Source organism: Propionivibrio sp. (assembly GCF_029255185.1).
Lineage (GTDB): Bacteria > Pseudomonadota > Gammaproteobacteria > Burkholderiales > Rhodocyclaceae > Propionivibrio.
Genome location: NZ_JAPUVO010000115.1, coordinates 1 through 26,353, shown reverse-complemented (window position 1 = coordinate 26,353; position 26,353 = coordinate 1). Strand labels below are relative to the sequence as shown.

Sequence of the window (26,353 nt, the reverse complement as noted above, 5' to 3'; positions counted from 1 at the left end):
CGCTTCTACCCATTCAACGCTTTCCGCTCCCTGCTGGGCATTGCTGGCGACGTCACTGCGCCAACCTATGCCGAACTATATGCAAAAAAATTACGTCCCACTACAGGTAGTAGGCATGGGAGCTAACCGGATAAGCACGGACCGAACATTCCTGCCAGCAAAGGGATAAACCGGATATGACCGTCAAGACGCAACATAATCAACGTCAGTCCTACGGCGCAGGAAACGGCCATCAGCAGTGAGAGGATGCCGCCGCCAGCCAATGAATTCAGGATGCCGAGCATCGTGCCATCTGAATTCAGCAAGGCAAAAAACACCATGACTCCCAGAATGTCGGAGACGGAGCTTTCGTAGACTACGAATTCCCGACCGCTTGGGGGCAAAAATGCACTGCTAGGAATGGCGACGGCACTGCTGATGACGGCAAAAGGTACAGCGAGCAGTGTGGCCTGGAACCAGGGTAGCGTCAGGGTGACGACGGCCATTGATGCAAATGCGGCAGTGCATGCGACAAAACCTGCTCCGGCCATAACGAATGCCTTGGCAGCCGCCTGCAGCCGCTCGCGACGCAGTTCTATGTCCAGCGCGCCTTCCAGCACGATGAGCACCAGGCCAACGGTACCGATGACGGGAACCGCTGTATCGATGCCGGCAATGGTGAGATCGAATGCCGCCAGCACCGGTTTGCCGACCAATCCGGTAGCGATCAGCACCACAACGGAAGGAAGACCGACGATACGGCTTATCCGCTCAATGCCGAAAGCAAGCAGCAGGAACATGGAGGCAACAAAAATGGCTTGATAGGTCATGGGTTTTCCGTTTCGTCCGGAGCCGGCCCATTTGCTGGAAAGTGCTTGCTGCGCACCCCCTGTTTGCCGGTCTCCTTGATTTCATACATCAGCGTATCTGCAGCCTTGACCATTTCATCAAAACCTGCGGTTACCTGCTCGAACCAGGCGACACCGACACTGACGGACACCGGCGGATAGTCCCGCAGAGCGTGATTGATCGCACCGGCCAGTTTGTTGCCGGCTTCAGTCGCTGCAGCAAACGTCGCTTCTGGCAGCACAACGGCAAACTCATCGCCACCCAGGCGGGCAACTTGATCCGTGGCGCGCAGCGATCCCAGCAGGGCAGCGGCTACCGCTTTCAGCGCCCGGTCCCCAGCTTCATGACCTTGAGTATCGTTCAGTCGTTTGAAGTTGTCGAGATCAAGGAAGGCAATCCCCAGTGCATGCCCGTAACGTCTGGCGCGCTGGGTTTCTTCTTGGCCGACTTCGAAAAAGGCCCTCCGGTTCAGCAGGCCGGTCAATGTATCGTGCCGGGCCAACAGCTGCTCCTTCAGCAATGCCTGGCGCAATGCGGCGACCAACCAGGCAATGAGCGCATACACAGCAAATCGGGTCAGCCCGTTCAGTACCGGTATCCATGCGGCGCTAAACAGCCGGTCGGCCAACAGGTCGGTGCTCATCCACATTAGAGACGCCAGCGCGGAAAAGGCAATACCGTCCTTGCGTCCGCCAATCCACGCGATCACTACGACAGGCAGGATGATGGTGGAAGCAAAGGCATATTCGGCATCGGTCGACACGCGCAGGTAGCCGAGTCCCATTGCCACGAGCAAGGCAAGCAGCCAAGCGGAAACCCGAAGGTAAGGGCTGGCCGCAGAGTTCAGAAGCGCGTTGATGAAGTCAGCGGGCCGCCGCAAGAAACGCCTCCAGTAACGGTGCGCAATCAAGCAACTCGTTGCCATGATGGAACTCCGGGTGCCATTGCACACCGACGACGAATTTTCGCCCCGACCATCGGATCGCCTCGATAACGCCATCCTCTGCGCTGGCCTCGACGACAATCTCGCGCCCCAGACGGTTGATGCCTTGATGGTGGATGGAGATGACGCGTCCACCTTGTGCTCCCGAGAACCAGCGCGAAAATTGTCCCTTTTCCTGGAAAGTGACCACGTGGTGGTTACGGTCGTAGTCCGGGCTCTCATGGGCGACGCTGCTGATCTTCTGCGTTGGCAAATCCTGGAATAACGAACCGCCCAGGGCGACATTGATCAACTGCATGCCGCGACAGATGCCCAGTACGGGCTTTCCCGCTTCCATGAATTCGTGCAGGAGTTCCAGTTCGTAGGCATCGCGCACCGGGTCGCCGGCCCATTCCGGGCGCAGCGGCTCATCGCCATAGGCGCGCGGGCCGATATCTGCTCCACCTTGGAGAATCAGCCCATCCAGATACTCGGCATAGTCGCGCAGACGGATATTGCTGCGCAGTAGTGCGCCATCCTGTACCACCGAAGGCACCATCAAAACCAGCACGTCGCGGGTCGACACCCATTGCGCCACCGATTGTTCCAGAACCTGGAGCGTCTTGGTGCGAATTCCGTTCGCCCCTGCCTCGGGATGGAAAATTCGTGCGGACAGGCCGATGTGCAGCGGCCGGCGACGGCCCATCATGTTGCCCTCGGTTTGCGGAACTGAATCATTGCCTCGGCGACCATGCTTTGGGTGCTGCCCTCGCCAGCATACGTATGGCGTAGCAAGCTGGCATGATTGCCCGCCCCGGCGGCAACGAACTGGATCTCATCGAGCGCGGCTTCGCTGCCCAATGCCAGTGCATGCGGCGTCAGTCGTCGCAAGGTCAACAGAATGTCTTCGCGGATGGATAGCGTCTCGTTCGACTGAGGATGCACCAGAAAGCCATCGAGGCCGAACCGGCACGCCTGGAAGCGGTTGTAGTTATAGACCAGGTAGTCGTCTTCCCGTGGTGGAGGTTCGTTACGCTCCAAGAGCATGCGGCATAGTGCCTGCAAATAAGCCGCCAGGGCCGCCGCACGCTCGACCGTCAGCGGCGTATCGCAAACCCGCAATTCGATGGTGCCATACTCCGGCTTGGGGCGGATGTCCCAGTAAAAATCCTTCATGCTTTTCACGACGCCGGTTTTTTCCATCTTCGAAAAATAGGTACTTTCGAAGTCCGCCCAGTCGAGGAGGAACGGTGCACGTCCGCTCAGCGGAAAGGCAAACACCGAATTGAGTCGCGCCGAGTCGAACAAGGTGTCAACACCCTGGGAAAACGGCGATGAGGCCGACAGCGCAATGAAATGGGGCAGATAGCGATTGAGGGCATGTAGCAGATACAGTCCTTCATCGGCGCTGGCGCAGCCAATGTGCACATGCTGACCAAATACGGTGAACTGCTTGGCCAGATATCCGTAAAGCCCCGAGAGTTCCTTGAAGCGCGGTTTGGCGAAAATGCGCCGTTCCGGCCAGTGCTGGAACGGATGGGTGCCACCACCGCACAATCCGACGTTGAGCCGATCTCCCGCCGCGACGAGCGCATCGCGAATGCGCCGCAGCTGTGCCAGCATTTCGTCATGCCGCGTATGGATGTCGGTGGATATTTCGATCATGCTGTCCGTGATTTCCGGCTTGACGTCGCCGGGGAAAGGCTTACGGGCCAGTAGGTCGAGCATGTCGCTGGCGGTAGGCGTCAGATCGAAATCGGTCGGATTGACGAGTTGCAGTTCCAGTTCGACGCCCATGGTCAGGGCGGAGCCTGCCTTGAAGGATTCCAGTGCCATGATCAGCGATCCTCCCTGCGCTGAGTTTCGCCGGCCAGCCTCAATGCCTGCTGTGTAACGATGGGGCCGATGATTTCGAGCAGCAGCACAATCGCGGCAATTCCTGCCACGTCGTCCAGCATCCCGCTGTGAAGATGACGCGTTTGTTCCAACAGCAGGATGACGAATACCGACATCGGCATCATCGCCAACCCGGTAAGCCATCCTTTGCGCCATCCGGTGCCACTGGGTCTGGCGAGCAGTGTGGTCGCGGCGGTCTTGACGACGAGACGCGCAGCAATGACGGCCAGCGCCAGCCATATCCCCGTGGTGACATGCCGCCATTCGAGCGATGCGGCAACGAAGACGAAAAGCAGCACGGTCAGCAGGTCACCCAATACACCGAAATTACGCTGTGCCTGGGTCAAGACGATTCGACGGTGGCGGGCAACCATGCCGAATGTCAGCGCTGCCAGCAGTGGTGAGAAATTGAGCGTATGCGTCAGAGCCGTCAACAGGAGCGCGGCGATGGCAAATGCCACGGTGGGGTTATGGTCTGGATTCCGGGTCAAGCGCAACAAACCCGGGACGGCCACGCCGAACAGGGCACCGATGCAGCCGGAAACGATCAGCACAACCAGACTGTGCCAGATTGCCTGATAGACGCTGCCGGCACTTTCCAATACCCAGTAGCCAATCACTGCCTTGAATGCAATCACCGCAAGAATGCTGTTGAAGGCAGTGAGATGCAACACACGTTCGGTGACCTGCCCGGCACTATGCGTATCGTTGGCAACCCGCAGCACAGCGGCTGGTGAGGTCGACATCGCCAACGCGGCGAGAAGCAAAGCCGGTGTTTGCGGTACGGCAAACGCTTGGGCAACCAGAAACACGGCCGCGAAGGTTCCTGTGGCTTCGATCACGCTGGTGGCACCCAGCCAGCGGTTGTGGCGTAACCATTGCAGGTTGACGCGATAGCCCATTTCAAACAGGATCAGCGTGAAGGCAAAGTCCGCCAAGCGGGCAACCGGCTCGCCCGATGGATCGCCAAGGAAACCGCCCTGGCTCGACGCCATGGCAAAGCCGGCAATGCCGTAGGCGCTGATACGCGGCAGGGATAACCAGCGATTGGCTACCTCACCAAACACCCATGCAATGGCCAGCGCCGCTGGCCAGGCCATTTGGGTAAGCGCGTTCATCAATGCGTCTTGCATGCGGCATCCTCCATCTCCTGTCCATTGTACTTTCTCATTACCAATGAGCCTCAGCCAACGACTTGCCGGCCGCCTTCTCCTGCTCCAGCGCGTTCACGAATTCCGCCGTCGAGAAAATGCGGACACGCAAACCGTGCGCCGTAATCGCCTTGACGTGCGGCACCGTCGCCAGATACGGCCGGTACAGGTGCCACCGATAAACACTACATTTGCCGCCGCCTCGGCGTAGTATTGTCCACGCTGGACAGAGAGACTCTGCCTTTACCAAACTATCTGAACGGAACGGTCGTAATTATTTCAGGAGACCCGCACATGAGTTCAAAAGACGAATACGTCCGGAAAATGCACTCCCAATTGGATCAACTCAGTAATGAAATCGACCGCCTTGTCGTCAAAAAAGAAGGAATCGAGGAAGCCGGCCGGGCCGAATTGGTGAAGCATCTGGAAGACTTGCAGCGTCGTCGCGACGATGTGCGTGATCGGCTGAAATCGATTCAGCAAGCCGGTGAAAACGCTTGGGCGGACATGCAATCCGGCTTGGAGTTGGCTTGGGAGGCGATTACCCAGGCTATGGATTCAGCGCGTAATCGCTTCAGGTAGTTCATATGGCCCGGGGCGGGGGCTCAAATACGCCCCGGATGACTTTCCACAAAATCCAGATCATCGCCAAAGGAAGAATCAGGGTTTGAAGCAGAAAGATCACCATCAGTTTAATGATACGTTCCGTTGTCTGCTCGGCAACCCGCTTCAAGCTTTCCAGATGAGTTCGCCAATCGATGTTCGTAGATGTCCAGGCTTTGAGCCTGTCAAGCAGCCCTGACTCGCTGGCAGCAGGCGCAGTCTCGGAAGTGATCTTACCTATGTTTGCCGTAGCACCGTCGAGCGCCTGCTGGCTGGATTGATAGTCATCCGCCATGAACTCGTGAAATAGCATGTCGCTCCCAAGTGTAACCAGTGGTATTGCAAAACGGGTCATTAGCAATATCAGCAACAGCCGGGACAACCAAATCGGCATGAGCTTCTGGCGCAGGTAGTGGTAACTCCAAGCAATTGCAGTGACAGTCAGCAGTATGGACACCGCCCAGTGAGCCCCCATTGTGAGAAGCACCTTTTCAACTCCCAGCGCAACGCTGGCAACCAGCATCAATTGCGCAAACTGCTCGACGAGATCATTGATGGGGTCGAGTATTTGTCCGGGGGCAAAATTGATGCCGACTCCTGCGGGTTGAACGGCAACTTCGGTTCCCTGTGCTGCTGAAATTACGGCATTCAATGCTCTCGCTGTGGCAAAGCTTATCAAGGCTCGTTTAAGGCTGGCTTCTACTTGCTCGTTGGCTATCGGCTCCAATGGTGCGAGCCACGAGCAAGCAACTATCAAAGCCAATAGCAGCGTAGCCCAGGAACGGCTACCGATATGCAGCGCAGCACCCATTGCTTATCCTCCACAACTTTTTCTTGAATCGTACTGCCCTCAGCGGGGTAACAGGGAAGGCCGCTACTGTTAAAGGCGGCACTTATCATCGTAGCCCCCATGAAAAATTAGCTTGCAAAATATGTTTGTGGCTAATAATATATGGGCTACATAGTATTGTCAAGCCGCACAGAAACGGAAGAGGGACAAATGAACAAGAAGCGCGAGGCGAAAAATTCCAGCGAAGTTATTCAGCCAGAGGCGGATAACCCTGCGTCACCAGACGATACCTTCGCCAAGGTGCTTCAGTTGGTTCGCACTGTCCAGATAGGCATGCAGAACATCGAAAGCCAGCATGGTTTGAGCGGGTCTCAACTTTGGGCGCTCTGGCATGTGTCCGCACGTCCCGGGCTTCGGGTCAGCGATCTCGCGATTGCAATGCAGGTTCGGCATTCAACCGCGAGCAACATGCTCGATAAACTGGAGCAGCGCGCCCTGATTCAACGGCAGCGACAAACCGACGATACGAGGGTAGTTCGTCTCTATCTGACCCAGGCTGGACAGGATGTCATAAGGGATGTCCCCGGACCGTTACAAGGACGGTTGCGCAATGCCCTGCAATCTCTGCCCAGCCTGGAATTGGTTGGCTTGCATCGGGGATTGACCAGCCTGATCGATGCCTTGGGCTTTGAGTAGGCGAATTTGAAAAAGGAGGAAGTCATGCAATTGCTCACTATCTTTGCGATCCTTTTCACTATCGGCGGGGTGATGTTCGCTCTGCAAAACAATGTTCCTGTGATGGTGTCATTCGCTTTATGGCAATTCGATGGTTCGCTTGCCCTGGTACTTCTAATTGCGCTCGCGCTGGGCGCGCTCATCGCCGCGCTGGTATCCACCCCGGCTACACTGCGTATGCAATGGACGATTTCACGTCAGAAGAGCCATATCGCGCGTCTCGAAAATGACTGCGCAAACATGGAACGTCAGTTATCGGAGTTTGAGCAGAAGAGTCGTGCCGAGCACGCCATCCCCTTGAATGCGCCACCGGAAGAGTATGTTGGACTCAAGCAACTGATAACGGGATCGCCACCGCATTGGCAGCCTGTTGAAGGGAAATCCGTTGATTCTGATGCCGACAATTCGCATGCTGGCCCTTCGTTGCCCCGATGATCTCGATGGAGCCGCTTCCCGGAATCCTGATGTCTGCAGTATTCACCGCGCCGGTGCAATCCTGATTGGTAACTGATATGTGCAAGGATGGGATGTTGCGGAGCCTTTTGGTGGCTTGTCTTCTGGTCTATCCAGTTGCCGCGCTAGCCTCCGGGGCGGGCGCCGTCGGTGAAAATCTGCTCTGGCTTGCGCTGATCCTGATGAGTGCACGCCTGTTCGCGCCGCTCGCGCAGCGCGTCGGATTTCCAGCCGTGCTTGGCGAACTGCTGCTCGGCGTGCTGCTCGGCAATCTCTCCCTGCTTGGCATCGGCTTGTTCGATACCATCGCCAAGGATCCGATCATCGGGTTCATCGCCGAACTAGGCGTGATCGTATTGCTACTACAGATTGGCCTCGAGACGCGGCTCGCCGATCTGGTGAAAGTCGGCGTTCGTGCGGCGGCGGTGGGTTCGGCCGGTATCGTGGTGCCTTTCGTACTTGGCGCTTTCATCGTCGGTCCGTGGCTGCTACCCGGACAGACGCAGAACACCTACCTGTTCCTCGGCGCGACGCTGGCGGCGACCTCGGTCGGCATCACCGGCCGCGTCTTCCGCGACCTCGGCAAACTGAGCATTCCTGCTGCGCGTATCGTGCTCGGCGCGGCCGTGATTGACGACGTGCTTGGTCTGGTCATTCTCGCCGTAGTCAGCAGTCTCGTCCAAGTCGGATCGGTGAGCGTCGGCGAGGTTTCGTGGGTCATTACCCAGGCGGTATTGTTCCTCGGTGGCAGCATTTGGTTCGGTCGCCTGATCGCGCCGCATTCCTCACGCTGGTTGGCGCGGCTCGACGCCGGCCCGTCGATGTTGTTTGCACAGGTACTCGCCACCGGCCTTGCCCTTGCCTGGCTGGCACACGTACTCGGGCTGGCCCCGATCATCGGCGCTTTCGCCGCTGGCCTGCTGTTCGAGCCGCTGTTTCTCAAGGATTTCGATACACCGCGCATCGTCCAGGATATCGAGCCAATGCTGCGCGACCCAGAAAGCCGGCCTCTGATGGACCGCTTGCAGCCCGTCCTGTCACGGCACGCCGGCCACCAGCACGAACACATGATCGAGCCGATCGGCTATTTCTTCGTGCCGGTGTTCTTTGTACTTACCGGCATGCAGGTTGATCTCGCCACTCTCGCCGATCCGCAGATAATCGCCGTTGCGCTTGGCGTAACGGCTGCTGCCGTGATCGGAAAGCTCACCGCCGGTGTCTTGGCCGGCCCAGCCGACAAGTGGGTTGTCGGCTGGGGGATGGTGCCGCGCGGCGAGGTTGGTCTGATCTTCGCTATGGTTGGCAAGCAGCTCGGAGTGATGGACGAGGCGATGTTTTCGGTCATCGTCATTATGGTGATCCTCACAACACTGCTTACCCCACCGGTGCTGACTCTATTGCTCAAGAAAACATAGAACCTGTCAGCGACAGCAACCTGCGCGATTTTTTTGTGGTTCTGTGTGAGGGGTTCTCAACTGATGAGGAAATGAACGTCTGAAGCGAGGATTCGATTTTGGTTCGATTGCGGTTATGGGAATCGAACTGACGGTCGCCGACTTGACCGGGAGTGCCTACGCAACCGTCAGCACTGGCGGGGAAACCGTCGCAAGACTTGGTTTCGACCGGTTGCTACAATCCACCACCATCTTTAGATCCATCGTAGCCTTACAAAGTCCAGAAAACCAAGCAACAGCAAGGTTTCTGGATTTTTTTTGTGTCAGTGGGTCATTGAGCGAAGATATAACTCATAGAGGTAAGCCCCCGGCTCTGCCCTGTCTCTTGATCACAATTCAGCCAATTGACTCTGGCTGAATTGGTAGCCTTTGATGCGCTCTTGCAAACGAAACCAGCCATGCCACATGGTGTCAAATCAGCCCAGCGGATAGAAGGGGGCAATGGTGGTGGACGATGCTCGGTCGATATCTGCATCAGCATTCCGCCGAAATACGCCGTGTCGAATGTGGTCGGGTATCTCAAGGGGAAAAGCGCGGTCCAGATTGCACGGAAGTTCGGATCGCGTCACAAAAACTTCACAGGTGAGCATTTCTGGGCCCGAGGGTGCTTCGTCTCGACGGTCGGACTGGACGAGAACATGGTTCGAGCGTACATACGGAATCAGGAGGACGAAGACGAGCGGTACGATCAGATGAAGCTCGAACTTGGGTTAAGCCGCCAAGGGCGGCTTACGGTTTCATGGGCGCCTTTGAGGCGCTCACAATCTCAAGCCACCGGCTTGCCGGTGGTATCTGACTGGTAGTTCAGTAATTACCATCTCCCTTGACTGTTGTTTTCATGGTTACGATTGCTGCAAATATTCAAATTCAACTTGAATTGGACTTGATTTTTGCATGGCAAAAATTGAATCAGATAGAATAAATACGCGTACTAGCTTCCCCTGGGCGTACTGGTCAATACGAAGGTAACGCTCATTCTAAATTAACCTTGTTTTTAAAGGAAAATCAAATGAAAATCGTATCCAGCAATAATCGCTTGCTTGAAGCCAGCTATTCCCAATTATCCACTCGTTTTGACTCGGGTTCTGGGGTGCTCTGGACATTTATGGACCAGGAGTCGGTACCCTGTTTCACCAAGGAACTTCTGGAAGATTTTCAGCAGCATCACAAAGATATAGAACGCAGCGGCGGCAGCCTGCTGGCAGATGGGGGCATGCAGGAAATACGCTATTCCGTCCTGGCGTCGCTGACTCCGGGGGTGTTCAATCTGGGAGGGCAGCTGGCGTTGTTCCGGCAGTTGATCAGCAACAAAGACCGGGAGACTCTGCTCCACTATGCGACGAAATGTATCGATGCGTTCATGACAAGATTGAACCATTTCAACTTGCCGCTGGCAACGATTAGCCTGATTCAGGGCGATGCGCTGGGTGGCGGTTTTGAGGCCGCGTTGGCCAGCGATATCATCATTGCCGAGCGTAGTAGCCAGATGGGATTTCCGGAGATTCTGTTTAACCTGTTCCCTGGAATGGGCGCTTACAGTCTGGTGGCCAGAAAAGTAGGTACGCGAATCGCAGAAAAACTCATCCTGAGCGGCAAGATATACAGTGCCGAGGAGTTGCATGCGATGGGAGTGGTCGATTTTATTGCCGAAGATGGTGAGGGGGAACAGGCAGTACATGATTGGGTCAAGAAACAGGAGCGTCGTTCCATAGGATTTATCGCCGTGCAAAAGGCGCGCCACAGATTCAACCCGATCTCCTATCAGGAGTTGATGGACATTACGACGATCTGGGTCGACTCGGCGCTGAAGTTAAGCGAAAGAGACCTTAAGGTGATGGAACGCTTTGTGCGCGCGCAGGAAAGAATGGTTGCACAACAGTCTGAAATGCGCAGTCGGAATATCGCCTGACCGGTGCACTATAACGCGGCCAGATTCGAGTCGCCCAAGTATTCGAAAAGCTTCATTTTTGTCGTTTTGAACGTGTTTTGAGCCTGCACCAGCAACTCGCCTGCAGAATTCTGGAATTCTGCAGGGGCGAGTTGCATCATTGTACGGCTTATCTGGTGCACTGCCTGAGCGCCGACATTGCCGGAACTTCCTTTCAGGATGTGGGCCAATTCCTTGAACGTCGTGTAATCCTTCTTTAACAAGGCTGCGCGCATGGCGTCCAGAAGCTTCTCGGTTTCTGAAATATAGCCATGAACCACAGATTTCAGGAAGTTCTCGTCGCTGTCCCCAAGAACAGCCAGACGCCGTAGGATGTTCTCATCGAGAAGCGGCAACTGGTCGATATCGTCAAGGGATGGCTGAGTGTTCTCGGGAGCATCGGTCTCGGTTTGTTTAACGTCGGAGGTGAGACGAGAGACTGTAAGCAGCAAAGTAACGGCATCGACGGGCTTGGTAAGATACGCATCGACGCCGGCTTCCTCGCACTCTCGTATGGCCTCTACTGTCGCATTTGCCGTTAAAATGGCCACTGGAATTCGCCGGCTTTGCCTGACGGAGGCGTTATGGATTTTCATCACCTCCAGACCGCTGAAAACAGGCATGTTCAGATCCAGTATCATCAGGTCGTAGTGCCTGTTTTCAAGCATTTCCAGCGCCTGTTCGCCGTCCTCCGCCATTTCTACCTGATAACCGCCATAGTCAAGCATTTTTGAGATGATCTTGCGGTTTGTTCCGTTATCATCGGCAACCAGAATGGTGATGCTGCGGTTCTCCTGGTTATTGCGCTCATGGTAATCGCGCAAGGAGATGGCGCCAGTCACCGGCTGAGGGGCAATGATTCCGTGCAGTGTATTGAACAGGATGGTCTTGTAGAGCGGCGATTTCAACAGGCAAAAGTAGCCCATTTCGAGAAGTTCTTTTTCGCTATTTTCCAGCAGGTCCGGATTGAACATGATCAGCGTTACATCATCCCTGAGGCAGACTTGATGCATGCGAGAGGCAAATTCCCCGGGGCTTATCCCCAGGTTTTGTAGCTCACAGAGGACCACAAGCCCCTTGGCCTGTTCTTTCAGATTTTTTTTCAAGCGTGAGAAAAAGGAACGCAGATAGGTTTCATGTTCGAAGCGGACGCCCCAGCCGGCCAGATAGTCACTAATGACACCCTGTTCGTTTTCCGCAAGTCCAACTGCCAATACACGCAGTTGCGCCAATGCGAGTTGTGATTCCAGATGGTTGTCACTGGTGAGCGCTTGCTTGGCGAAGGGGAGTTCGAACCAGAACACGCTGCCGATACCCTGCTCGCTGCTTAGTCCCATCTGCCCTCCCATCAGATGGACCAATTGATTGGCAATGGTGGTGCCAAGTCCGGTACCACCGTAGGTACGGGCGATTGATGTGTCTGCCTGTGTAAAACTGTCGAAAATTGTTTTTTGCGATTCCGGTGCAATGCCGATGCCGGTGTCGACGACCTCGAATCTTAGCAGTGCGGTGGATTCATCCTGGCTGATGGTGCTGATGCGCAATTCCACCAAGCCACTGTTGGTGAACTTGATGGCATTGCCGAGCAGATTGATGATGACCTGCCGTAGATGAAGGTAGTCTCCGCGCAAAGTGAAGCAGGTTTCCGGGGTGAATCGTACATTCAGCGCGAGCCCCTTCTTGAGGGCCTGTGCCGAAAACATTTCGATAGTGCTATGGGCCAGTTGATGCAGATCGATATCGACTGTTTCAGTGGTCAGCTTGCCACTTTCTATCTTTGATAAATCGAGCACGTTGTCGATAAGTTTGAGCAGTACCTGGGCCGAATTTTGCAGGATGTTGGTGAGATCTTTCTGTTCGGCATCCATCGAGGTGGCCATCAGCAGGTCCCCGGCGCCAACAACACCATGCAATGGAGTCCGCATTTCGTGGCTCATATTGGCGAGAAACTGACTTTTCGCCTTGTTCGCTTCAGTGGCATTCACCAGCGCCTGGTTTAACTGGTTGCGCAGTTTCAATATATATAAGGGGATCAGGATAAGGGTGAGCATCAAACTAAATGACATGCGCAGGTGCGTTAGCCAGTAATCGTTAAGCAGGATTACCAACGCGAACCCTATGATGCTTAAGGCATAAGAAGTGATCAGTGCCGTAGTGCCATAGCGCAAACCATTACCGACGATAACCCAAAGATAGATGCCATAAAACAGCACGCCGGTTTCCTGTGTGATCAACATTGCGTAGCTTACTGCGCCGATGTCGGCGAGCATTGACAGCCCTTGGCGCTTTCTCGAACTTATTCGTCCGATAAGGAGCGTGACTGCCAGAAGTGTAGAGACGGCGAAGTAGACACCGCCAAAAATCACTATTGGTTTCTGGATGTTCTCGATGTTGAAAAAGGCATATTCGACGAAAAGAAAAACGAAAATCAGAAATGTAAAAATGAAACGGATCGATACCTGCTCGTATTCGCCGTCTTTTTCCCGCACCTTCAGCAGGAAGAATGCGATGGCTTCTTTCATTTCTCTGCCTGCTGCGTAGAGAGAGGTTCCGGTACGTCCTGCAACTGATTCTGGATTAAGGTTATTTTATGAATTTGCGAAATAAACGCGTCAACGCAGTCCGGGTCAAAATGAGTGCCCTTATTCGCCATCAGATTTGTCAGAGCATCCTCAGGTAACCAGGCTCTCTTGTAGGGACGAGTAGACGTGAGAGCGTCATAAACATCGGCAACGGCGACGATGCGTGCTGCCAGCGGGATTTCATCGCCTTTAGCACCATTCGGATAGCCGCTCCCGTCAAATTTTTCGTGATGACTAAGGGCAATTTCAGCGCCTTGGCTGACAAATTTTGAGGGGCTGTTCTTGAGTATCTGGAATCCGATCACGGGGTGCGTTTGCATGATCACGAATTCATCTGGAGACAGTTTTCCAGGTTTGAGAAGTATGTGGTCGGGTATCCCTATTTTGCCAATGTCATGCATTTGGGCGGCCAGTTCGATTATTTCACATTGTTCTTTGCTCAGTTGCATTGCTTCTGCAATCAGGCCAGAGTATTTGGCCATGCGCAGGATGTGATTGCCGGTTTCCGTATCACGGTACTCGCCCGCTTTAGCCAGTCGAAAAAGTGTTTCGTGTTCCCGAATGAGAATTTTGTTTGTTGCAATATCTACGGCCTGCTCCAGCGATTGCGCCCGTTCGATAACGATTCTCTGATGCCGGCGCAGAGACAGCAAATTACGACAGCGGGAGTGACATTCGTAGGGGTCAATCGGTTTCAGGATGAAATCGGTCGCACCTTGTTCCAGTGTTTTGTAGCGGATATCGCGATCTTCATTGGCCGTCACAACTACAATCGGGACGTCTTTGAGTCTGTCGATCTTGCGAATGTGCTGGACGACTTCAAGGCCGGACATTTTTGTCATCATGTAGTCAACGATGACCAGGTCGGGCAGATTAACTGACAACCATTCCATGGCCGCAACAGGATCGGCGAATGATTCAACGATGATGTCGCGCTGGATGCCAAGCACGATTTTTTTCAGGATGACCCTGCTGGTAAATTCATCGTCGATGATGAGCACAATAGGTGCGGACAAGTTTCCCAAATTGTAATCGGTGACTTCAAGCGACATTTGGTTCCCTTTGCTCCAATGAGCCAAGTTTCGAGGTTAGCACTGGCCGAAAAGAGTGCCCGGCCAGAATTTCGTCGGCACGCATGAAGAGCGTCGCCGAAATCAGTGCTCACGCGCCTGACGATTAGTCAGCGCTGCCAAGTATATTCCACCCAGAGAATGTTGACCTCCCCGTCATCACGGCACTGCACCGCGTATCCAAAGCATTGTACTTCGCGGTCTGATGCTCAGTTGTGCGTATAAACCGGTGGGCCACCTTAACTTCGGCACTCTGATCCCGTTTGGGTAGGTGCGACCATCCCATTATTCCGGCGAAATCCGGAATCCAGCGCCTTCCTCTGATTGGACCCCGGGCTCTGCACCCCAAGGGTATTTCCTGCGGGGCACATTCCCTACGGTCACATTCGCCGGGGTGACGCGCGTTGAAATCAGACAGAAGTGATTTTTTCACAGACGCTCAGCCCATCTGCAAGCGGTGCAAGCGCGAGTAGTGCCCGACCTCACGGGCGAGGAGTTCGGCATGTGTAACCTGTTCGGTGATTTGTCCGCGGTCCATGGCGATAATGCGGCTGGCATCGCGCACGGCGGACAGGCGGTGCGCGATGATGAGCACGGTTCGCCCCCGGCAGATGGCCTTCATATTGTTCTGAATGATTCTTTCAGATTCTTAGCGCGGCCGCTGGCCGCAACCAAAAGGTGTCGCCCTCGCCGCCGGCGGATTGAATTTTCGAGGACAATATCCTCAACCTCACGATGAGGTAGACCACCACGCGGCGACGGAGGCGACATGGGCACTTCCCTTGATTGTTAATTAGTGTTGAAGCAACAGCCGCTCTCAATGAACGCCAACCAATTAATATCCGGCAGAAAGTTGAATGGCGGATAAAACATCCCGTGACGTGAATAAAGACCATATACCAAAAAATGCGACTCGAGGAAAATCGGATGGAAACCAAGGAGAAAATCTGGATCACTTCTCTTCAAATAAATAGCTTTGGCGCTTAATGGCTCCCCATTTTTTTCAACGGCAACCACCCCTGCATATGGATCAACAAGCACCCAGCCTTTTTTGGTTAACACTTCAAGAATCGCATGAGATGGTGTTCGCCTTCTGGTAATCGCTAGTAGAGCAGACCCTGTTTCTCGTGTTGAATAAATGGCGACGTGCCTAACTTTAAAACCGTAATACTGGAATATTTTTTCACTAACTCTAGTTAAGTCATAACAAGTGCCAGTGCGATTAAAATACCAATTCACAGGCTCCCGTTCCAGACCTTCTGGAATGGCATTAAGCCTTGTTCCAATAGTGTTTTGATTTAAATAACCAGTTACTTTTGAAATCAAATAAATTTGATCAGAGTAGCTTCCATCGGCATTCTTGCTGTCGTTAGATTCTAAAAACTCAGAGCTGATTAATCTGATATATTTTTCATCATCAGATGTTAAGTCAATATTTACGTTGCTGAATAAAAAAACAAAAAACAAAAAACAAAAAAATAATGAAATAAGCTTTATTAATTTAATTTTTTCCAAGAGGAGAGCTTCCGAAGTTATTGAAAATTCCTTTTGCAACAACAGATATAAACCCCGTAACAATTAGCGCAATAGTTGTAAATATAAACAGACTTCCTAAAATACCTGTTCCGCTTCTTAGCAAATTAAAAGCATTTAAACAACACCATATGTACACAATAGTTGAAACCGGAGTGCGCTGAACGATTGCCTTAAAATGTACAAGCCGCATTACGCAACCAATAAAAAATGACCATAATATCATGAAAAATATCCCGCCAGAGGCGATCATCTCGCCTGGCATGCTAGGACTTATAACCTCCCCAACGCCACCATTGAAACGTTCTTCCATATAATACTGCATGATATAAAGATTGCCCATAATCTCAGGCTTGTCTTCCCATAAAAACCTGGGGAACCATCCCGCAAGATATTGAAATGTTATATATAAAAAATGATCGCCATACCAAATGCTATCGATTCGTGATAAAATAATCGCTAGATTATCTGGCATATCAAATGAATTGGACAGCTGTTGAAACGCAAGAACAATTTTCCCTACGCCATATAAGTCTTCAATGCCGCCAAATCCACGCAGGTATCCTGCTAGCATCACGATAAAGCCTGATAATATTCCGAGAATAATTACAGCTCGGAACGATTTAAGCCCCTTCGAGACCGGCATTAAATTTATGTTGCTTATGAGAGCCAAAGCTGCTAACGGTAGAATTCCCTGGTATTTTGAGCCGCTAAGCATGAAGGATAATAAGCTAAACAAAATAGCATAAACAAAGAGTGCAAGCCGCTTGATAAATAAATCATTGCCGCTTGTGTTTACTATGAAAAATAGAGAGATAGTAACCAAACTTGCGTCTCTTAGCAGTGCGTACAATCCAGACCCCATCCTTTCATAAACCCTCGATTCGATCCTGTCTTGCATCAATTCGTTATAGCCAATTGAGTAAATTGCATCAGCTCCGTAGGATGACAAAATTAAAAGTAATGCAATCCAGAACAGATAACTTCTAGTTATTAATTTAATGTCTTTTTGGAATGTCGTTGATGTTCTCACATTTTTGTTTACTCTGTTTCTTGCAAAGATAATAAATGGAAAAATAACTGCTAGTCCAGAGATATTGTAAATAAAAAAGCTCAAGTACTTCCATTCTATGTCAATTACAGAAACATCCATGACAAAAAATCCATACTCAGATATTAATGCTTTTAATGGATAGCTAGGTATGAAAATTAAAGAAAAAAGTACTGGCCATGCTAACGCATCTCGATACCGCTTGGAAAAATAGTATGCAATACCCATCCAAAACAGCGAGTCTAGAAGCAGCCAGGCTTGATAAATCATCTAAATGCCTTAGTTATAATTAAAGTGAAATTTTCACTTAACCCTTTAGTGGCCACAGCATTGGCGTGGCGCGTTCCGTCTGTTAAATAATGGGCATCAAACTTTTCATTGGTTGTGATTCTATTGAAAAAATCTGACTCAATCCAATGGATGCTGCTTGAAATAATTTTAACATTGCTTTCCAGTTTGGATATCGAACTATTATCAAGAAGCTCTAATTCACGAGGGTCTTTCCAAATGGTGGCATACAGCTTGAAACCGTAGCGAGTAGATAATATTTTTAGCTGCTCAAAGCCAATCTTCGTTCCAGCTAAACCACGTGGCAAGTCGTTAGTTTGAAGTTCTTCGATCAAATAAGGCAAACGTGAAGGTGATGGAGGTAATAGAACAGCGCTGTGAATACTATGTATTGGTATGAAACCTGCAACAGCTGATTTGCGCCATATCTTAGCAAAAATTCTATAGTAAAGCGGTGGAAGGATTGGTGGTAAAATTTTATTCGATTGATCGCTCAGCGAAACATTGGGTACAGTCGAACCGTCCCACTCTCGAATATCGTCAATAAAGTCGTTGGCTAGATTGAAAACAAGAAAAACTGCCTTTGGCTTTATTTTTCCTGATTCCAGCCATTCTTCCAATAATAAAGCTTGCTGAATCGTGCCATATCCTGTCACGGATAGGTTGATAACCCCCACGCCGTCATTGAGTCGGCTCAGTTGATTTGCTATGCGATCCTGCGGAGGAAGTTCAAGTCCGGCAATGACTCCGTCACCCAGAATGGCAATTTCCGCATCCTTATTTCCTGCTCGATCTGCAATGCCATCGTTGTCGAATACAACAGCATGGGTATGTTCGCCTGTCTGAAAAATAACCCGGGTATTGGCTGGTGACCGATAACCTAGCTTCACATCGTAAGCAAATAAAGCGCTGTAGGGCTGTGGGTAATCAAAGTATCGTGCAGCCGATTCGAGGCTCACTAATACCAAACCGAACACTAAAAAAGTGATCGTGATTATCCTGCTCAATTTTGTGGATCTTGCTGCATCACTCATCAAGGTGAATTTACGCTTTGAAGGAAATGTATTTTGTAAGTCATTGATGAAATATTTAATAGGATCTGGAGGAGGCGGGATCGGATTCCGGTGAATACACCTTTTTCTATGAGGTGGTCATCGACGATACGCAACCCATGCCTGCTATACAGGCTTCGCCAATAGCGCTCCGAGTGGAAGCAGACGCCGTAGCCTGCCGTATTGGCACCCATACGCCTGGTCAAGGGCGCGAGTATTCGGCTTGACGCTAATGTATGTATAAGTCGGCTCGGAATTTCATCCTGAAATAGACCGTTGTAATGTATTTCATAGACCACAATCAGCCCGCCATCGGCGAGAATGGATTGGGCTGCATTGATCGCTGTTTTTTGAAGCAGAATTGACTGGCTTCTGTTGTTGCCGACGAAGTGATGGAGAACAAAGTTGAAAAATATAACGTCATATCTGGCTGAACATTTCTCAGTGGCCTTGGCCCACTCCAGGAAATTTTCGCAGACAATAGTTTTTCGATCACACGTTTCGTTTTTATCAGCCATCCCTTTGCTCATCTCAACGAGCGTGCCGGTTGACTCTGGAAGAGCCTTCAGCATCGTGTCAAGGAAGCTACCATTTCCTCCTCCGACATCGAGAAGTTTGAAATTATTATTGAGGGAGCTTAATCGTCTGATGGCGTCGACGACGGGCGCTACTGCGTGAACCGCAGTGGCGTCATGATCAAAGCTTTCGACCCGAGCCTCGGCCAGTTTAATTATTTCTGGGGATGCCATATATCCGACAATTATTTTTTTGAAATCAGGAATGGTCCAAGCGCCAGATGCATCAGGCCCGATTTCTCAAGAGTCATCAAGGCTTGCTTTGGATTTGCCACAAGTGGGTAGCCGTGCAGATTCAGACTCGTATTCATCACGGCGCCCACGCCTGTTTTGGCATGGAACGCTTTTAGCAGTGCGTAATACTCGGGATTCGCCTCCTCGGTCAGCACTTGCGGGCGGATCGTGTGATCTCCCTGGTGCATAGCGGCGCGTAAGTGTTCGACGCCTAGTGTGGTGGCCTTAAAGGCTGTAATCATATGCGGCGCAAGCACCTTGGATGGGTTGTAGTTCTCTAAATATTGGTCAGCGTGGCTGTCTAGCACCGTTGGCGCAAAGGGCATCCAAAAGTCGCGCGATTTAATCAAGTCATTAACGGTGTAAAAGCTTTCCAGGTGGCTTGGGTGGGCGAGAATGGCACGGTTGCCGAGTGAACGCGCTCCCCATTCACACCTCCCTGAAAAGCGTGCAACCACCTCGCTTTGTGCAAGTAAATCTGCGATTGCGGCTTCTATGTCGGGCGGCTCACTAACGGCATAACGCGCGTCCAATCGCTCGTCCGCAATGAACTTCACCAACTCACTGCGCTTAAAGGAGATTCCCATATAAAGATTATCGAGAGGCTTGACTGGGCTTCCTTGTTGAATCGCCAGGGCATAGGCAGCACCTATTGGGTTCGATTCGTCGCCACAGGATGGCAGGAAGTGGGCATGCTCTACCTCGTCCATTTCCTGAATACGCTTGTTGAGCTTCACGTTCATGAAGACGCCACCGCCGGTGTAAATATTGCGGATGCCTGTCTGCTTAATGGCCGCTCGTACCCACGCAGTGATACGTTCTTCAAGCAGGTGTTGGACAGCACCGGCGATGTTGTCGAAACGCTCTCCTACAGCGCAACTCACAAGGTAGTCATAGAAGCTGGAGGCGTCGACGCTGGATTTGAAAACGAGCGGGTTTTCTGGATCAAGATTAATGACCGGAGCAAAAATTCGATCGTAGATTTCCTTGTGGTAGTCCTTGCAGTAGGGGGCTAACCCCATCACCTTGTATTCGTGTTCAAGGATTTTCATGCCAAGGAAGCGGGTTGTGTTGGTATAAATTCCACCGAGAGATGCGCTGGGTGGAGTCCTTGAGATTCGTTGCAGTTTTTTGTCGCGGGCTAGCCAGATTGTTGCGCATGCCTGGTCGCCGCTGCCATCAGCAGTAAAGACAAGTGCTGGGGAGTCATCCTGAGCCAGGCCATAGTAAGCCGAATAGGCATGACATTGATGGTGATCAATGTGGATAACCGGTTTGCCGCTCAATGACGATTGATTCAGATGCTCCGCAAGCTCGGAGCGGCCTTCAGTCAATAAGTCTGATTTCCGGTTTTTTCGCGCCATCTTGAATAGTCCGGGCATGACACTACCCAAGATGCCTTTTTCCAGGCTCTTGGCGACGCTGTGCAGTGAGGTGCGATTGATTTTGTTCTTCGGGTGAAATAAATAGTCATAGCAATAGGATGGGAACACTTCATTGCCAGCGATGGCAATCGCTTCAATTTGATCCGGAATTATGCCGCATTCATCTAACAGGGCAGTGATGGCGTTCTTTGGAAATGCGGCGGAATTCTTGATGTTGTTTATTTTTTCCTCGCTTAACAGACCGACCAGCTTCCCTTGATCGAGAAGACCAACCGTCGAATTGTGCCCTGTATGTATTGATAGTATGGTCATGCGTATAGATCCTTCGCTTGATTTCCTATCCTCAAATAAAGGAAAAAGACACCGAGCATATTGGTAATAATGAGCGCCATTATCGGGGCCAAGTAGCCAACCGAGCCGAAAAGAAAGAAGAAGATTACAAGTTTTACCACCAGCTGCAATGCCGTGACCTTGACCAATGGCCCTGTTTTCACCAGTGCGTAAGCTACTCCAGCAGGCCATTGCGATGCGGCGACAAAAAACAGCGCTGTTCCAGCGAGCGCATAGGGAATAAGCCCGGTTGGTGCGCTGTCGCCCACCCAAAGGTGGACAAACCAGTTGCCAGCGACTGCGTAACTCCCTCCCGCCAACGCGGACAGTAGCAGCATGAGATACAGGCCTTGACGGTATGCACTATGGATACGTTCACCTTCTCCGCGCGCATCCATCTGAATCAGATAGGGCGAGAAGACGCCCGGTATGCGCCCCAAGAGGAGAATACACACTTCGGGGATACGCCATAGCAAATAGAACGTGCCGGCCACAACAGGCCCTGCCAGCCAGCCAATGATGAGTACATCGGCCTGAAGTGTAAGCAACAATACGCCGTATAAAATGTAGTGCTGCCCCATTTTTCCGACGATTCGTTTCCACATGGGAGCGCAATCGCTCGACGGCCATTTCCAGCGCAGCGTCATTCCTTCACGATGCCAATAGCGCCATGCGAGGCTGCGCGCAAGCAATACGCCGATAATTTGCGCAACAACGATCGATACCAGCCCCCCTTCCCAGTAAAGCCCGGCCACAACGGCACAGGCAAAGGCAAGTTGTCCAGATGCGTCGATTAAATTTCCGGTGGATTGGCGACACAAGGCAATGAACGCCAGGCGATCTGTGTTGTATTCGTACTGGAAAAGAAAATAGACGCTGGCAAGAGCCAAGACCTGAATCATTTCGCGGGACTCTAGCGTGCTTGTGAGAATCCAGGGAGAAGCCGCCCAGAACAGGCCAATGGTTATTGCCGCATAGCCGAGATAAACCAGTTTCGAAAACGAGTAGGCTTCGGCAAAACCTGTTGTGTCGTTCACTGCAGCACGTTCGCCAAGAATTCGAGCCATGCCACCGGAAAGCCAGGTAATGCCAACAGAGCCGTAGTTGATTGCTGCCAGCAGCATGGTCAGGATGCCGAATGTTTCCTTCCCAAGGTGGCGAAGATAGAGCGGCACCAGAAAAAACTGGATGGTGATGGAAAACGCCATCAGGCCGTAGCCGCTACCCAAGGCGCCTAAAATGCTCCGATGCCTGGCCAGCTGAATGAATTGGATTAAGCGCACTTATCTGGTCCGCTTGCTTATCGTATAAAGCACGCTTGGATAAAGTTTTAAAAGTAATAAGTATTTTTCGATGAGTCTGCCAATACCAATCGCTTTTAAGATACTTAGGAGATTGGCGGCTCGGTGGTAAGAAAAAACAAGATCGTGACGGCCAGAAAGCACATTTTTCAATTTTTTCTCAGCTCGATTATCCCAAGAAAAGTTATTTGACGAAAACAAACTCTCCAGATATTTTGGGTGAACAAATTTTAAATGTTCAAGATAGTATATTTGTGATTTCTTGCCTTGGAGTCGAGCAAGAAATCGGACAAACTTCTTGCCAAGTAAGGGCAAGCACCAAATGCCTAGATGTGGCTCATAGGGCCAGACATAGTTAGGCGCTTCCAAGTGCAAATAACCTGCTGGCGCCAGCACTCTACCCATTTGAGCAATGACCTTTGGGACGTCATTTACGTGCTCTATAACGGTATGGCAAACAATCAAATCAAAGAAATCCGGATCGAATGGTAACAACTCACCCAATCCTTTCTGAAAAGTAATATTTTTCAGTCCCGCACCATTGCTCATGGCCTTGCCTACCTTGACTGCTTCCGAATCTGGCTCTATACCAAAAATTTGAGCATCAGGAAAAACCACAGCCAAACCCAGGCAGTTGAATCCAACCGAACATCCAACTTCAAGCACTCTATGCACTTTCAAGTCGCTAATGTCGTCACGAACTCGCCGGGCCGTAGCCAGACCGGACTTGAACCCCGCATCAATGTGAGAACTCAAGCTGTCCGAAGCTAACTCGAAATTCAGATGACAGCGATCTTTCGTTACCGCAAGCCATTCACGCCACGATCCGCGAACCTCATCAGTCAGAACAAGCGGAGGAATTTCATTTTGCATGTTTAACAATGGCCATGAAGGATGTTGCCAGCCTCGGATTTACCCTCGATATAATACTTGCAATGATAGATTTACAATGAGTAAGCGGATTTCCCTTGTCAATATGATCAAAAAATAGATACCCATCCGCGCAATAACCATTACGATCACATATTCCCTGAATGTGCTCAGGCATAAAACAGGTTACATGGTCGTAATAAACGTTAATCAAGCGCCCTGTGAACGCCCTGAGCATCGTATTAAACGCTGTTGGGTTTGGTGTTGTTATCAGCAGACAGCCATCTGGAGCGAGGTGGCGCATCAAGTTATTTGTTGCAGTTACCGGGGCGTCCAAGTGCTCGATCACGTCAGACAAGATAATCGTTTCAAATTGTCGTTTCAAGTCCATGGTTTCGCAGTTTTCATCAGCAATATTAACGCCATGCTTTGTCGCATGCGCTATGCCTTCTTTGTCAATATCCACGCCAACAAGATCACTGGCGACGCAACTTAACAAATGGTGCAGCCAGACTTCCTTGTTATTTGGCAGATAACCATTTACCCCGCCCGCAGCGCCAACGTTGAGTACTGATTTGTTCTTGGCCTGGCGCACTATGAAGTCAAAAATGTTCTTTTCCAAAACAGGTTTTTTATTCAATATAGTCAGGCTATTAATTCTCATAATCTATTGCCTTTGATCGAGGAGCCACTGTTGAATGGCAAACATTTTTGCAATGCGGGAGGCTGCACTGGGTTTATTCATGAACTCGCTCCATAACTTCTCAATCGATTTTGTGTTGAATAAACCTCCTGCATCCATAGGCATCGAGAAAAGTTCTTCAGCATGCTGTTTCCAAGGGCCACTGAAGATCGTCGACTCCTGAATGCCCATGCCAAATCCTCGCTTGGGTGCGCTTAGAAGCTCGGCCGGTATTATGTCCGAAACAGCGTCACGAAGTATGGCTTTCAGCCAATTCGGATTATCTATTGAGGGTATTTTTAATTCCACCGGAGTTGCCAAGGCAAAAGACAGAACGTCCTGGTCCAAGAATGGTGATCGCATTTCGATGGATGCAGCCATGGCCGGTAAATCTCCGGCGGTAGTCACTGAATGCGTGTTTTCGACCATCAAGCCTACAAAATTCGATTCGTCGATGAACCGTTTGGATGGGCACAAGACGCCCCAGTAGTTCATCTCTTCTGCAGCACGATTTGCCAGATGCTGTTTGCCGTCTTCGCTAAGAATGTCAGCCCATTCGCTATTTGCCAGCGCTTCGTAATATGACGCTTTTCTTTTTCCTGCCGGGGCTGATAACCAGGCAAGGCGGCCTTTGGCAAAGGGTGCGAAAAAAGGTCGCAAACAGCTCACGCGATCCAGCCACCGTGATATTTTGAGCGTGCGTATATGCCCTGTATAGCCATAGAAGAGTTCGTCGGCGCCATTGCCCGACATGACAACTTTGATGCCATCGTCGCGCACGGCTCTGCACAGTGAATAGATATGCACCAGGGGAAGAAGCATGATGGGCTCGCCATATACCTTCAGCAGCTTTTGAAAAATCGCGCGTTGTTCCTCTGGATCGAAATAGAACTCTTTATGACTGGTGCCAAGGCGCTTGGCCATGATGCGCGCACGCCGTAGATCTTCATCTTGCGCGTCGAAACCAAGGGCATAAGTGTGGATAGGGACCTTGGTGTGCTTTTGCATCAAGCTGACAATTGTGGAACTGTCGATGCCTCCCGATAGCAGGGCACCCACCGGCACGTCTGCGCGCATGCGCAGGCGCACGGATTCTTCCAGGGTTGCACGCAAATTCTCGGCGGTAATGGGTACTGCGGAAGGTTGTGGGTCCCAGTAGCGCCATACACGCTCTATTGCACCATCGCGAACCCTCATTGCATGTCCAGCGCGCAAACGTTGGATACCAACGTATGCCGTGTAGGGGTCTGGAATGTGCCTTAGGTTGTGGAGCAGCATGGCGGCCAAGGCTGACTGGTCGATCGACAGATCAACGCCGGGCATGATCCGTACTGCGGGAATCTCTGAAGCGAATGCAAACCCGGAAGGTGTTTGGGCATAAACAAAGGGTTTCTTCCCGACTCGATCTCGCGCACAAAATAAAGTGCCCGCCACTGCGTCGTAAATTGCAAAGGCAAACATGCCTCGAAGGCGGAGCAAGATTCCCTCGCCCCAAGCGCGATAAGCTTCGATCAATACTTCCGTGTCGCTGCTTGAGCGAAATAGCACGCCCTTCCCAACAAGAGCCAGCCTTAATTCTTGATAGTTGTATATCTCGCCGTTATAAACGACAACAAACCGCCCATCGCTAGACCGCATTGGCTGAGCGCCCGCTGGACTCAAATCCAGTATGGCAAGCCGGTTATGGCAAAAGCCGACCGTCGCTGCTTCGTTTAACCATATTCCATTACCATCTGGACCACGATGCTGCTGAATTTGAATAACATGCTCCAGAAGCCTGCGAACGTTCTGCTCGACTCCAGGCTGTAGGACTATCCCACCTATCCCGCACATAAGAAAAATCCTTCAATCACCTTGCTGCCACGGGCGAGCAGCTTCTTCTCAATTATTGCCAGCATGCCAGCATAGGCAGGGTAAACTTGCCCTACCGCTAACCCATTGATTTTCTGTCATTCCGGGCTTGACCCGGAATCCAGTTTGTTTATCAAACAGGTCTTTTAACATCTTGATCAGATGGACGAATCTGGATTCCGGGTCAAGCCCGGAATGACGTGGATGGCAAGTTTCATCTGAATCTTGGTTAAAAAGGTGATTTCAGCCCGCACTATGTCGTTGACATCAATCTGGCCTGATTCGATCAAAAGGTCGATGTTACCTCCTCGCTTGGTGTCATCAACCCTTGACCCAAACAACCACACCTCGGCGCTTGCACCGAAGACTTCAGAAACGGTTGCGCGAATGACAGAACGCTGTTGCTCAGTGAGTCGCATAGCGGTTTTACTCAGGGTGATCGTGGGTCATAATCCCCGCTTATTTTACTCATACATCGCTTTCGGTGACGTTGTAGTTTTGCTTGGCGCACGGCAACCGATTACGCCATTGTCGTAAATACGCCCATGTCGTCTATTGAAGCGCTATCGGAAACAAAACCGGGACAATGCCGTCCAACTGCGGAGAAGAGTGCCATTATGCAAGCTCTCTTCGATTGACTACAATCCAGCGACTGATATGTATTGACCTGTCAAGTTTTCCAAGAACCCAGTTTTAGATCATCGTCCAGTGTGTGGGTAGCAGAACGGGCGGCAAGCCGACGGTTGATCAGTCTGATATGCGCGGGTTGGCTACCGCATGACAACCGATT

At 51.4% G+C, this 26,353-nt stretch carries 24 protein-coding genes and 2 pseudogenes; 7 read left to right on the top strand and 19 right to left on the bottom strand.

The genetic code is table 11. The annotated features are described in order from the left end of the window. A pseudogene (locus tag Q1J43_RS10240) lies at window positions 1-126 on the top strand (IS1595 family transposase); the annotation flags it as partial. Here Q1J43_RS10240 and Q1J43_RS10235 read toward each other — a convergent pair. Genes Q1J43_RS10235 through Q1J43_RS10215 form a run of 5 tightly spaced genes read right to left on the bottom strand, consistent with a single transcriptional unit; the run spans window position 123 to window position 4,764 of the window. Continuing rightward, on the bottom strand, window positions 123-809 hold the full coding sequence (locus Q1J43_RS10235) for a hypothetical protein (protein WP_301102397.1): 687 nt from the start codon (window positions 807-809) through the stop codon (window positions 123-125). The pseudogene Q1J43_RS10240 and the gene Q1J43_RS10235 sit on opposite strands and share 4 nt — an antisense overlap. Further along, a complete protein-coding gene (locus tag Q1J43_RS10230; RefSeq protein ID WP_301102396.1) occupies window positions 806-1,708 on the bottom strand; it encodes a GGDEF domain-containing protein in 903 nt (300 codons plus the stop codon). Before Q1J43_RS10230 ends, Q1J43_RS10235 begins: the two co-directional genes overlap by 4 nt. Further along, window positions 1,692-2,459, bottom strand: a complete 768-nt coding sequence (locus Q1J43_RS10225) for a type 1 glutamine amidotransferase (RefSeq protein ID WP_301102395.1) — start codon at window positions 2,457-2,459, stop codon at window positions 1,692-1,694. The genes Q1J43_RS10230 and Q1J43_RS10225 overlap by 17 nt, the downstream gene beginning before the upstream one ends. After that, window positions 2,456-3,586, bottom strand: coding sequence for a YbdK family carboxylate-amine ligase (locus Q1J43_RS10220; RefSeq protein WP_301102394.1), 1,131 nt, complete (start codon window positions 3,584-3,586; stop codon window positions 2,456-2,458). The genes Q1J43_RS10225 and Q1J43_RS10220 overlap by 4 nt, the downstream gene beginning before the upstream one ends. 2 nt (window positions 3,587-3,588) lie before the next feature. Continuing rightward, window positions 3,589-4,764: a cation:proton antiporter gene (locus Q1J43_RS10215; RefSeq protein WP_301102393.1), complete on the bottom strand. Its 1,176-nt coding sequence runs from the start codon at window positions 4,762-4,764 to the stop codon at window positions 3,589-3,591. 246 nt (window positions 4,765-5,010) lie between these two features. Between Q1J43_RS10215 and Q1J43_RS10210 the strand changes: the two genes are divergently transcribed. Continuing rightward, window positions 5,011-5,379, top strand: a complete 369-nt coding sequence (locus tag Q1J43_RS10210; protein WP_301102392.1) for a hypothetical protein — start codon at window positions 5,011-5,013, stop codon at window positions 5,377-5,379. Window position 5,380: 1 nt separating this feature from the next. On the opposite strand, the gene Q1J43_RS10205 is transcribed toward Q1J43_RS10210, so the two are convergent. Beyond that, complete coding sequence (locus Q1J43_RS10205) at window positions 5,381-6,211, bottom strand: hypothetical protein (protein WP_301102391.1); 831 nt, start codon at window positions 6,209-6,211, stop codon at window positions 5,381-5,383. Between the two features lie 189 nt (window positions 6,212-6,400). Here Q1J43_RS10205 and Q1J43_RS10200 point away from each other — a divergent pair, with 189 nt between their 5' ends. The 5 genes and pseudogenes from Q1J43_RS10200 to Q1J43_RS10180 all read left to right on the top strand — a co-directional run bounded on the left by Q1J43_RS10200 (window position 6,401) and on the right by Q1J43_RS10180 (window position 10,741). Next, window positions 6,401-6,886 (top strand): MarR family transcriptional regulator, encoded by a 486-nt coding sequence (locus Q1J43_RS10200; RefSeq protein ID WP_301102390.1) that lies wholly within the window; start codon window positions 6,401-6,403, stop codon window positions 6,884-6,886. 24 nt (window positions 6,887-6,910) lie between these two features. Beyond that, window positions 6,911-7,360: a lipopolysaccharide assembly protein LapA domain-containing protein gene (locus Q1J43_RS10195; RefSeq protein WP_301102389.1), complete on the top strand. Its 450-nt coding sequence runs from the start codon at window positions 6,911-6,913 to the stop codon at window positions 7,358-7,360. A 110-nt stretch (window positions 7,361-7,470) separates the two neighbouring features. Continuing rightward, entirely contained in the window at window positions 7,471-8,793 is a 1,323-nt protein-coding gene (locus tag Q1J43_RS10190) for a cation:proton antiporter (RefSeq protein WP_301102388.1), read from the top strand. Window positions 8,794-9,299: 506 nt separating this feature from the next. Beyond that, window positions 9,300-9,533, top strand: a pseudogene (tnpA, locus tag Q1J43_RS10185) (IS200/IS605 family transposase); the annotation flags it as partial. Window positions 9,534-9,841: 308 nt separating this feature from the next. Beyond that, window positions 9,842-10,741 carry a crotonase/enoyl-CoA hydratase family protein gene (locus tag Q1J43_RS10180; RefSeq protein ID WP_301102387.1) on the top strand — a complete coding sequence of 300 codons (900 nt, stop codon included), beginning with the start codon at window positions 9,842-9,844 and terminating at the stop codon, window positions 10,739-10,741. Window positions 10,742-10,749: 8 nt separating this feature from the next. On the opposite strand, the gene Q1J43_RS10175 is transcribed toward Q1J43_RS10180, so the two are convergent. The 13 genes from Q1J43_RS10175 to Q1J43_RS10115 form a co-directional block, all read right to left on the bottom strand. Continuing rightward, a complete protein-coding gene (locus Q1J43_RS10175; protein ID WP_301102386.1) occupies window positions 10,750-13,281 on the bottom strand; it encodes an ATP-binding protein in 2,532 nt (843 codons plus the stop codon). After that, the gene (locus Q1J43_RS10170) at window positions 13,278-14,393 is read right to left on the bottom strand and encodes an HD domain-containing phosphohydrolase (protein ID WP_301102385.1); all 1,116 of its coding nucleotides are present in this window, start codon (window positions 14,391-14,393) and stop codon (window positions 13,278-13,280) included. The genes Q1J43_RS10175 and Q1J43_RS10170 overlap by 4 nt, the downstream gene beginning before the upstream one ends. A 457-nt stretch (window positions 14,394-14,850) precedes the next feature. After that, window positions 14,851-15,033 carry a hypothetical protein gene (locus tag Q1J43_RS10165; protein ID WP_301102384.1) on the bottom strand — a complete coding sequence of 61 codons (183 nt, stop codon included), beginning with the start codon at window positions 15,031-15,033 and terminating at the stop codon, window positions 14,851-14,853. Window positions 15,034-15,200: 167 nt separating this feature from the next. Beyond that, on the bottom strand, window positions 15,201-15,926 hold the full coding sequence (locus Q1J43_RS10160; protein WP_301102383.1) for a hypothetical protein: 726 nt from the start codon (window positions 15,924-15,926) through the stop codon (window positions 15,201-15,203). Beyond that, window positions 15,913-17,265, bottom strand: a complete 1,353-nt coding sequence (locus Q1J43_RS10155; protein WP_301102382.1) for an O-antigen polymerase — start codon at window positions 17,263-17,265, stop codon at window positions 15,913-15,915. The genes Q1J43_RS10160 and Q1J43_RS10155 overlap by 14 nt, the downstream gene beginning before the upstream one ends. Continuing rightward, window positions 17,262-18,317: a hypothetical protein gene (locus Q1J43_RS10150; protein WP_301102381.1), complete on the bottom strand. Its 1,056-nt coding sequence runs from the start codon at window positions 18,315-18,317 to the stop codon at window positions 17,262-17,264. Before Q1J43_RS10150 ends, Q1J43_RS10155 begins: the two co-directional genes overlap by 4 nt. Beyond that, entirely contained in the window at window positions 18,317-19,084 is a 768-nt protein-coding gene (locus Q1J43_RS10145) for a methyltransferase domain-containing protein (RefSeq protein WP_301102380.1), read from the bottom strand. The genes Q1J43_RS10150 and Q1J43_RS10145 overlap by 1 nt, the downstream gene beginning before the upstream one ends. Window positions 19,085-19,095: 11 nt before the next feature. Then, window positions 19,096-20,841, bottom strand: coding sequence for a carbamoyltransferase C-terminal domain-containing protein (locus tag Q1J43_RS10140; RefSeq protein WP_301102379.1), 1,746 nt, complete (start codon window positions 20,839-20,841; stop codon window positions 19,096-19,098). Continuing rightward, window positions 20,838-22,088: a hypothetical protein gene (locus Q1J43_RS10135; RefSeq protein WP_301102378.1), complete on the bottom strand. Its 1,251-nt coding sequence runs from the start codon at window positions 22,086-22,088 to the stop codon at window positions 20,838-20,840. Before Q1J43_RS10135 ends, Q1J43_RS10140 begins: the two co-directional genes overlap by 4 nt. Before the next feature lie 54 nt (window positions 22,089-22,142). Continuing rightward, window positions 22,143-23,033 carry a class I SAM-dependent methyltransferase gene (locus Q1J43_RS10130; protein ID WP_301102377.1) on the bottom strand — a complete coding sequence of 297 codons (891 nt, stop codon included), beginning with the start codon at window positions 23,031-23,033 and terminating at the stop codon, window positions 22,143-22,145. Beyond that, window positions 23,023-23,694 carry a methyltransferase domain-containing protein gene (locus Q1J43_RS10125; RefSeq protein ID WP_301102376.1) on the bottom strand — a complete coding sequence of 224 codons (672 nt, stop codon included), beginning with the start codon at window positions 23,692-23,694 and terminating at the stop codon, window positions 23,023-23,025. Before Q1J43_RS10125 ends, Q1J43_RS10130 begins: the two co-directional genes overlap by 11 nt. Before the next feature lie 3 nt (window positions 23,695-23,697). Beyond that, window positions 23,698-25,545 carry an asparagine synthase (glutamine-hydrolyzing) gene (gene asnB, locus Q1J43_RS10120; RefSeq protein ID WP_301102375.1) on the bottom strand — a complete coding sequence of 616 codons (1,848 nt, stop codon included), beginning with the start codon at window positions 25,543-25,545 and terminating at the stop codon, window positions 23,698-23,700. A 176-nt stretch (window positions 25,546-25,721) separates the two neighbouring features. Continuing rightward, window positions 25,722-25,982: a hypothetical protein gene (locus Q1J43_RS10115; protein WP_301102374.1), complete on the bottom strand. Its 261-nt coding sequence runs from the start codon at window positions 25,980-25,982 to the stop codon at window positions 25,722-25,724. Window positions 25,983-26,353: the final 371 nt, after the last annotated feature.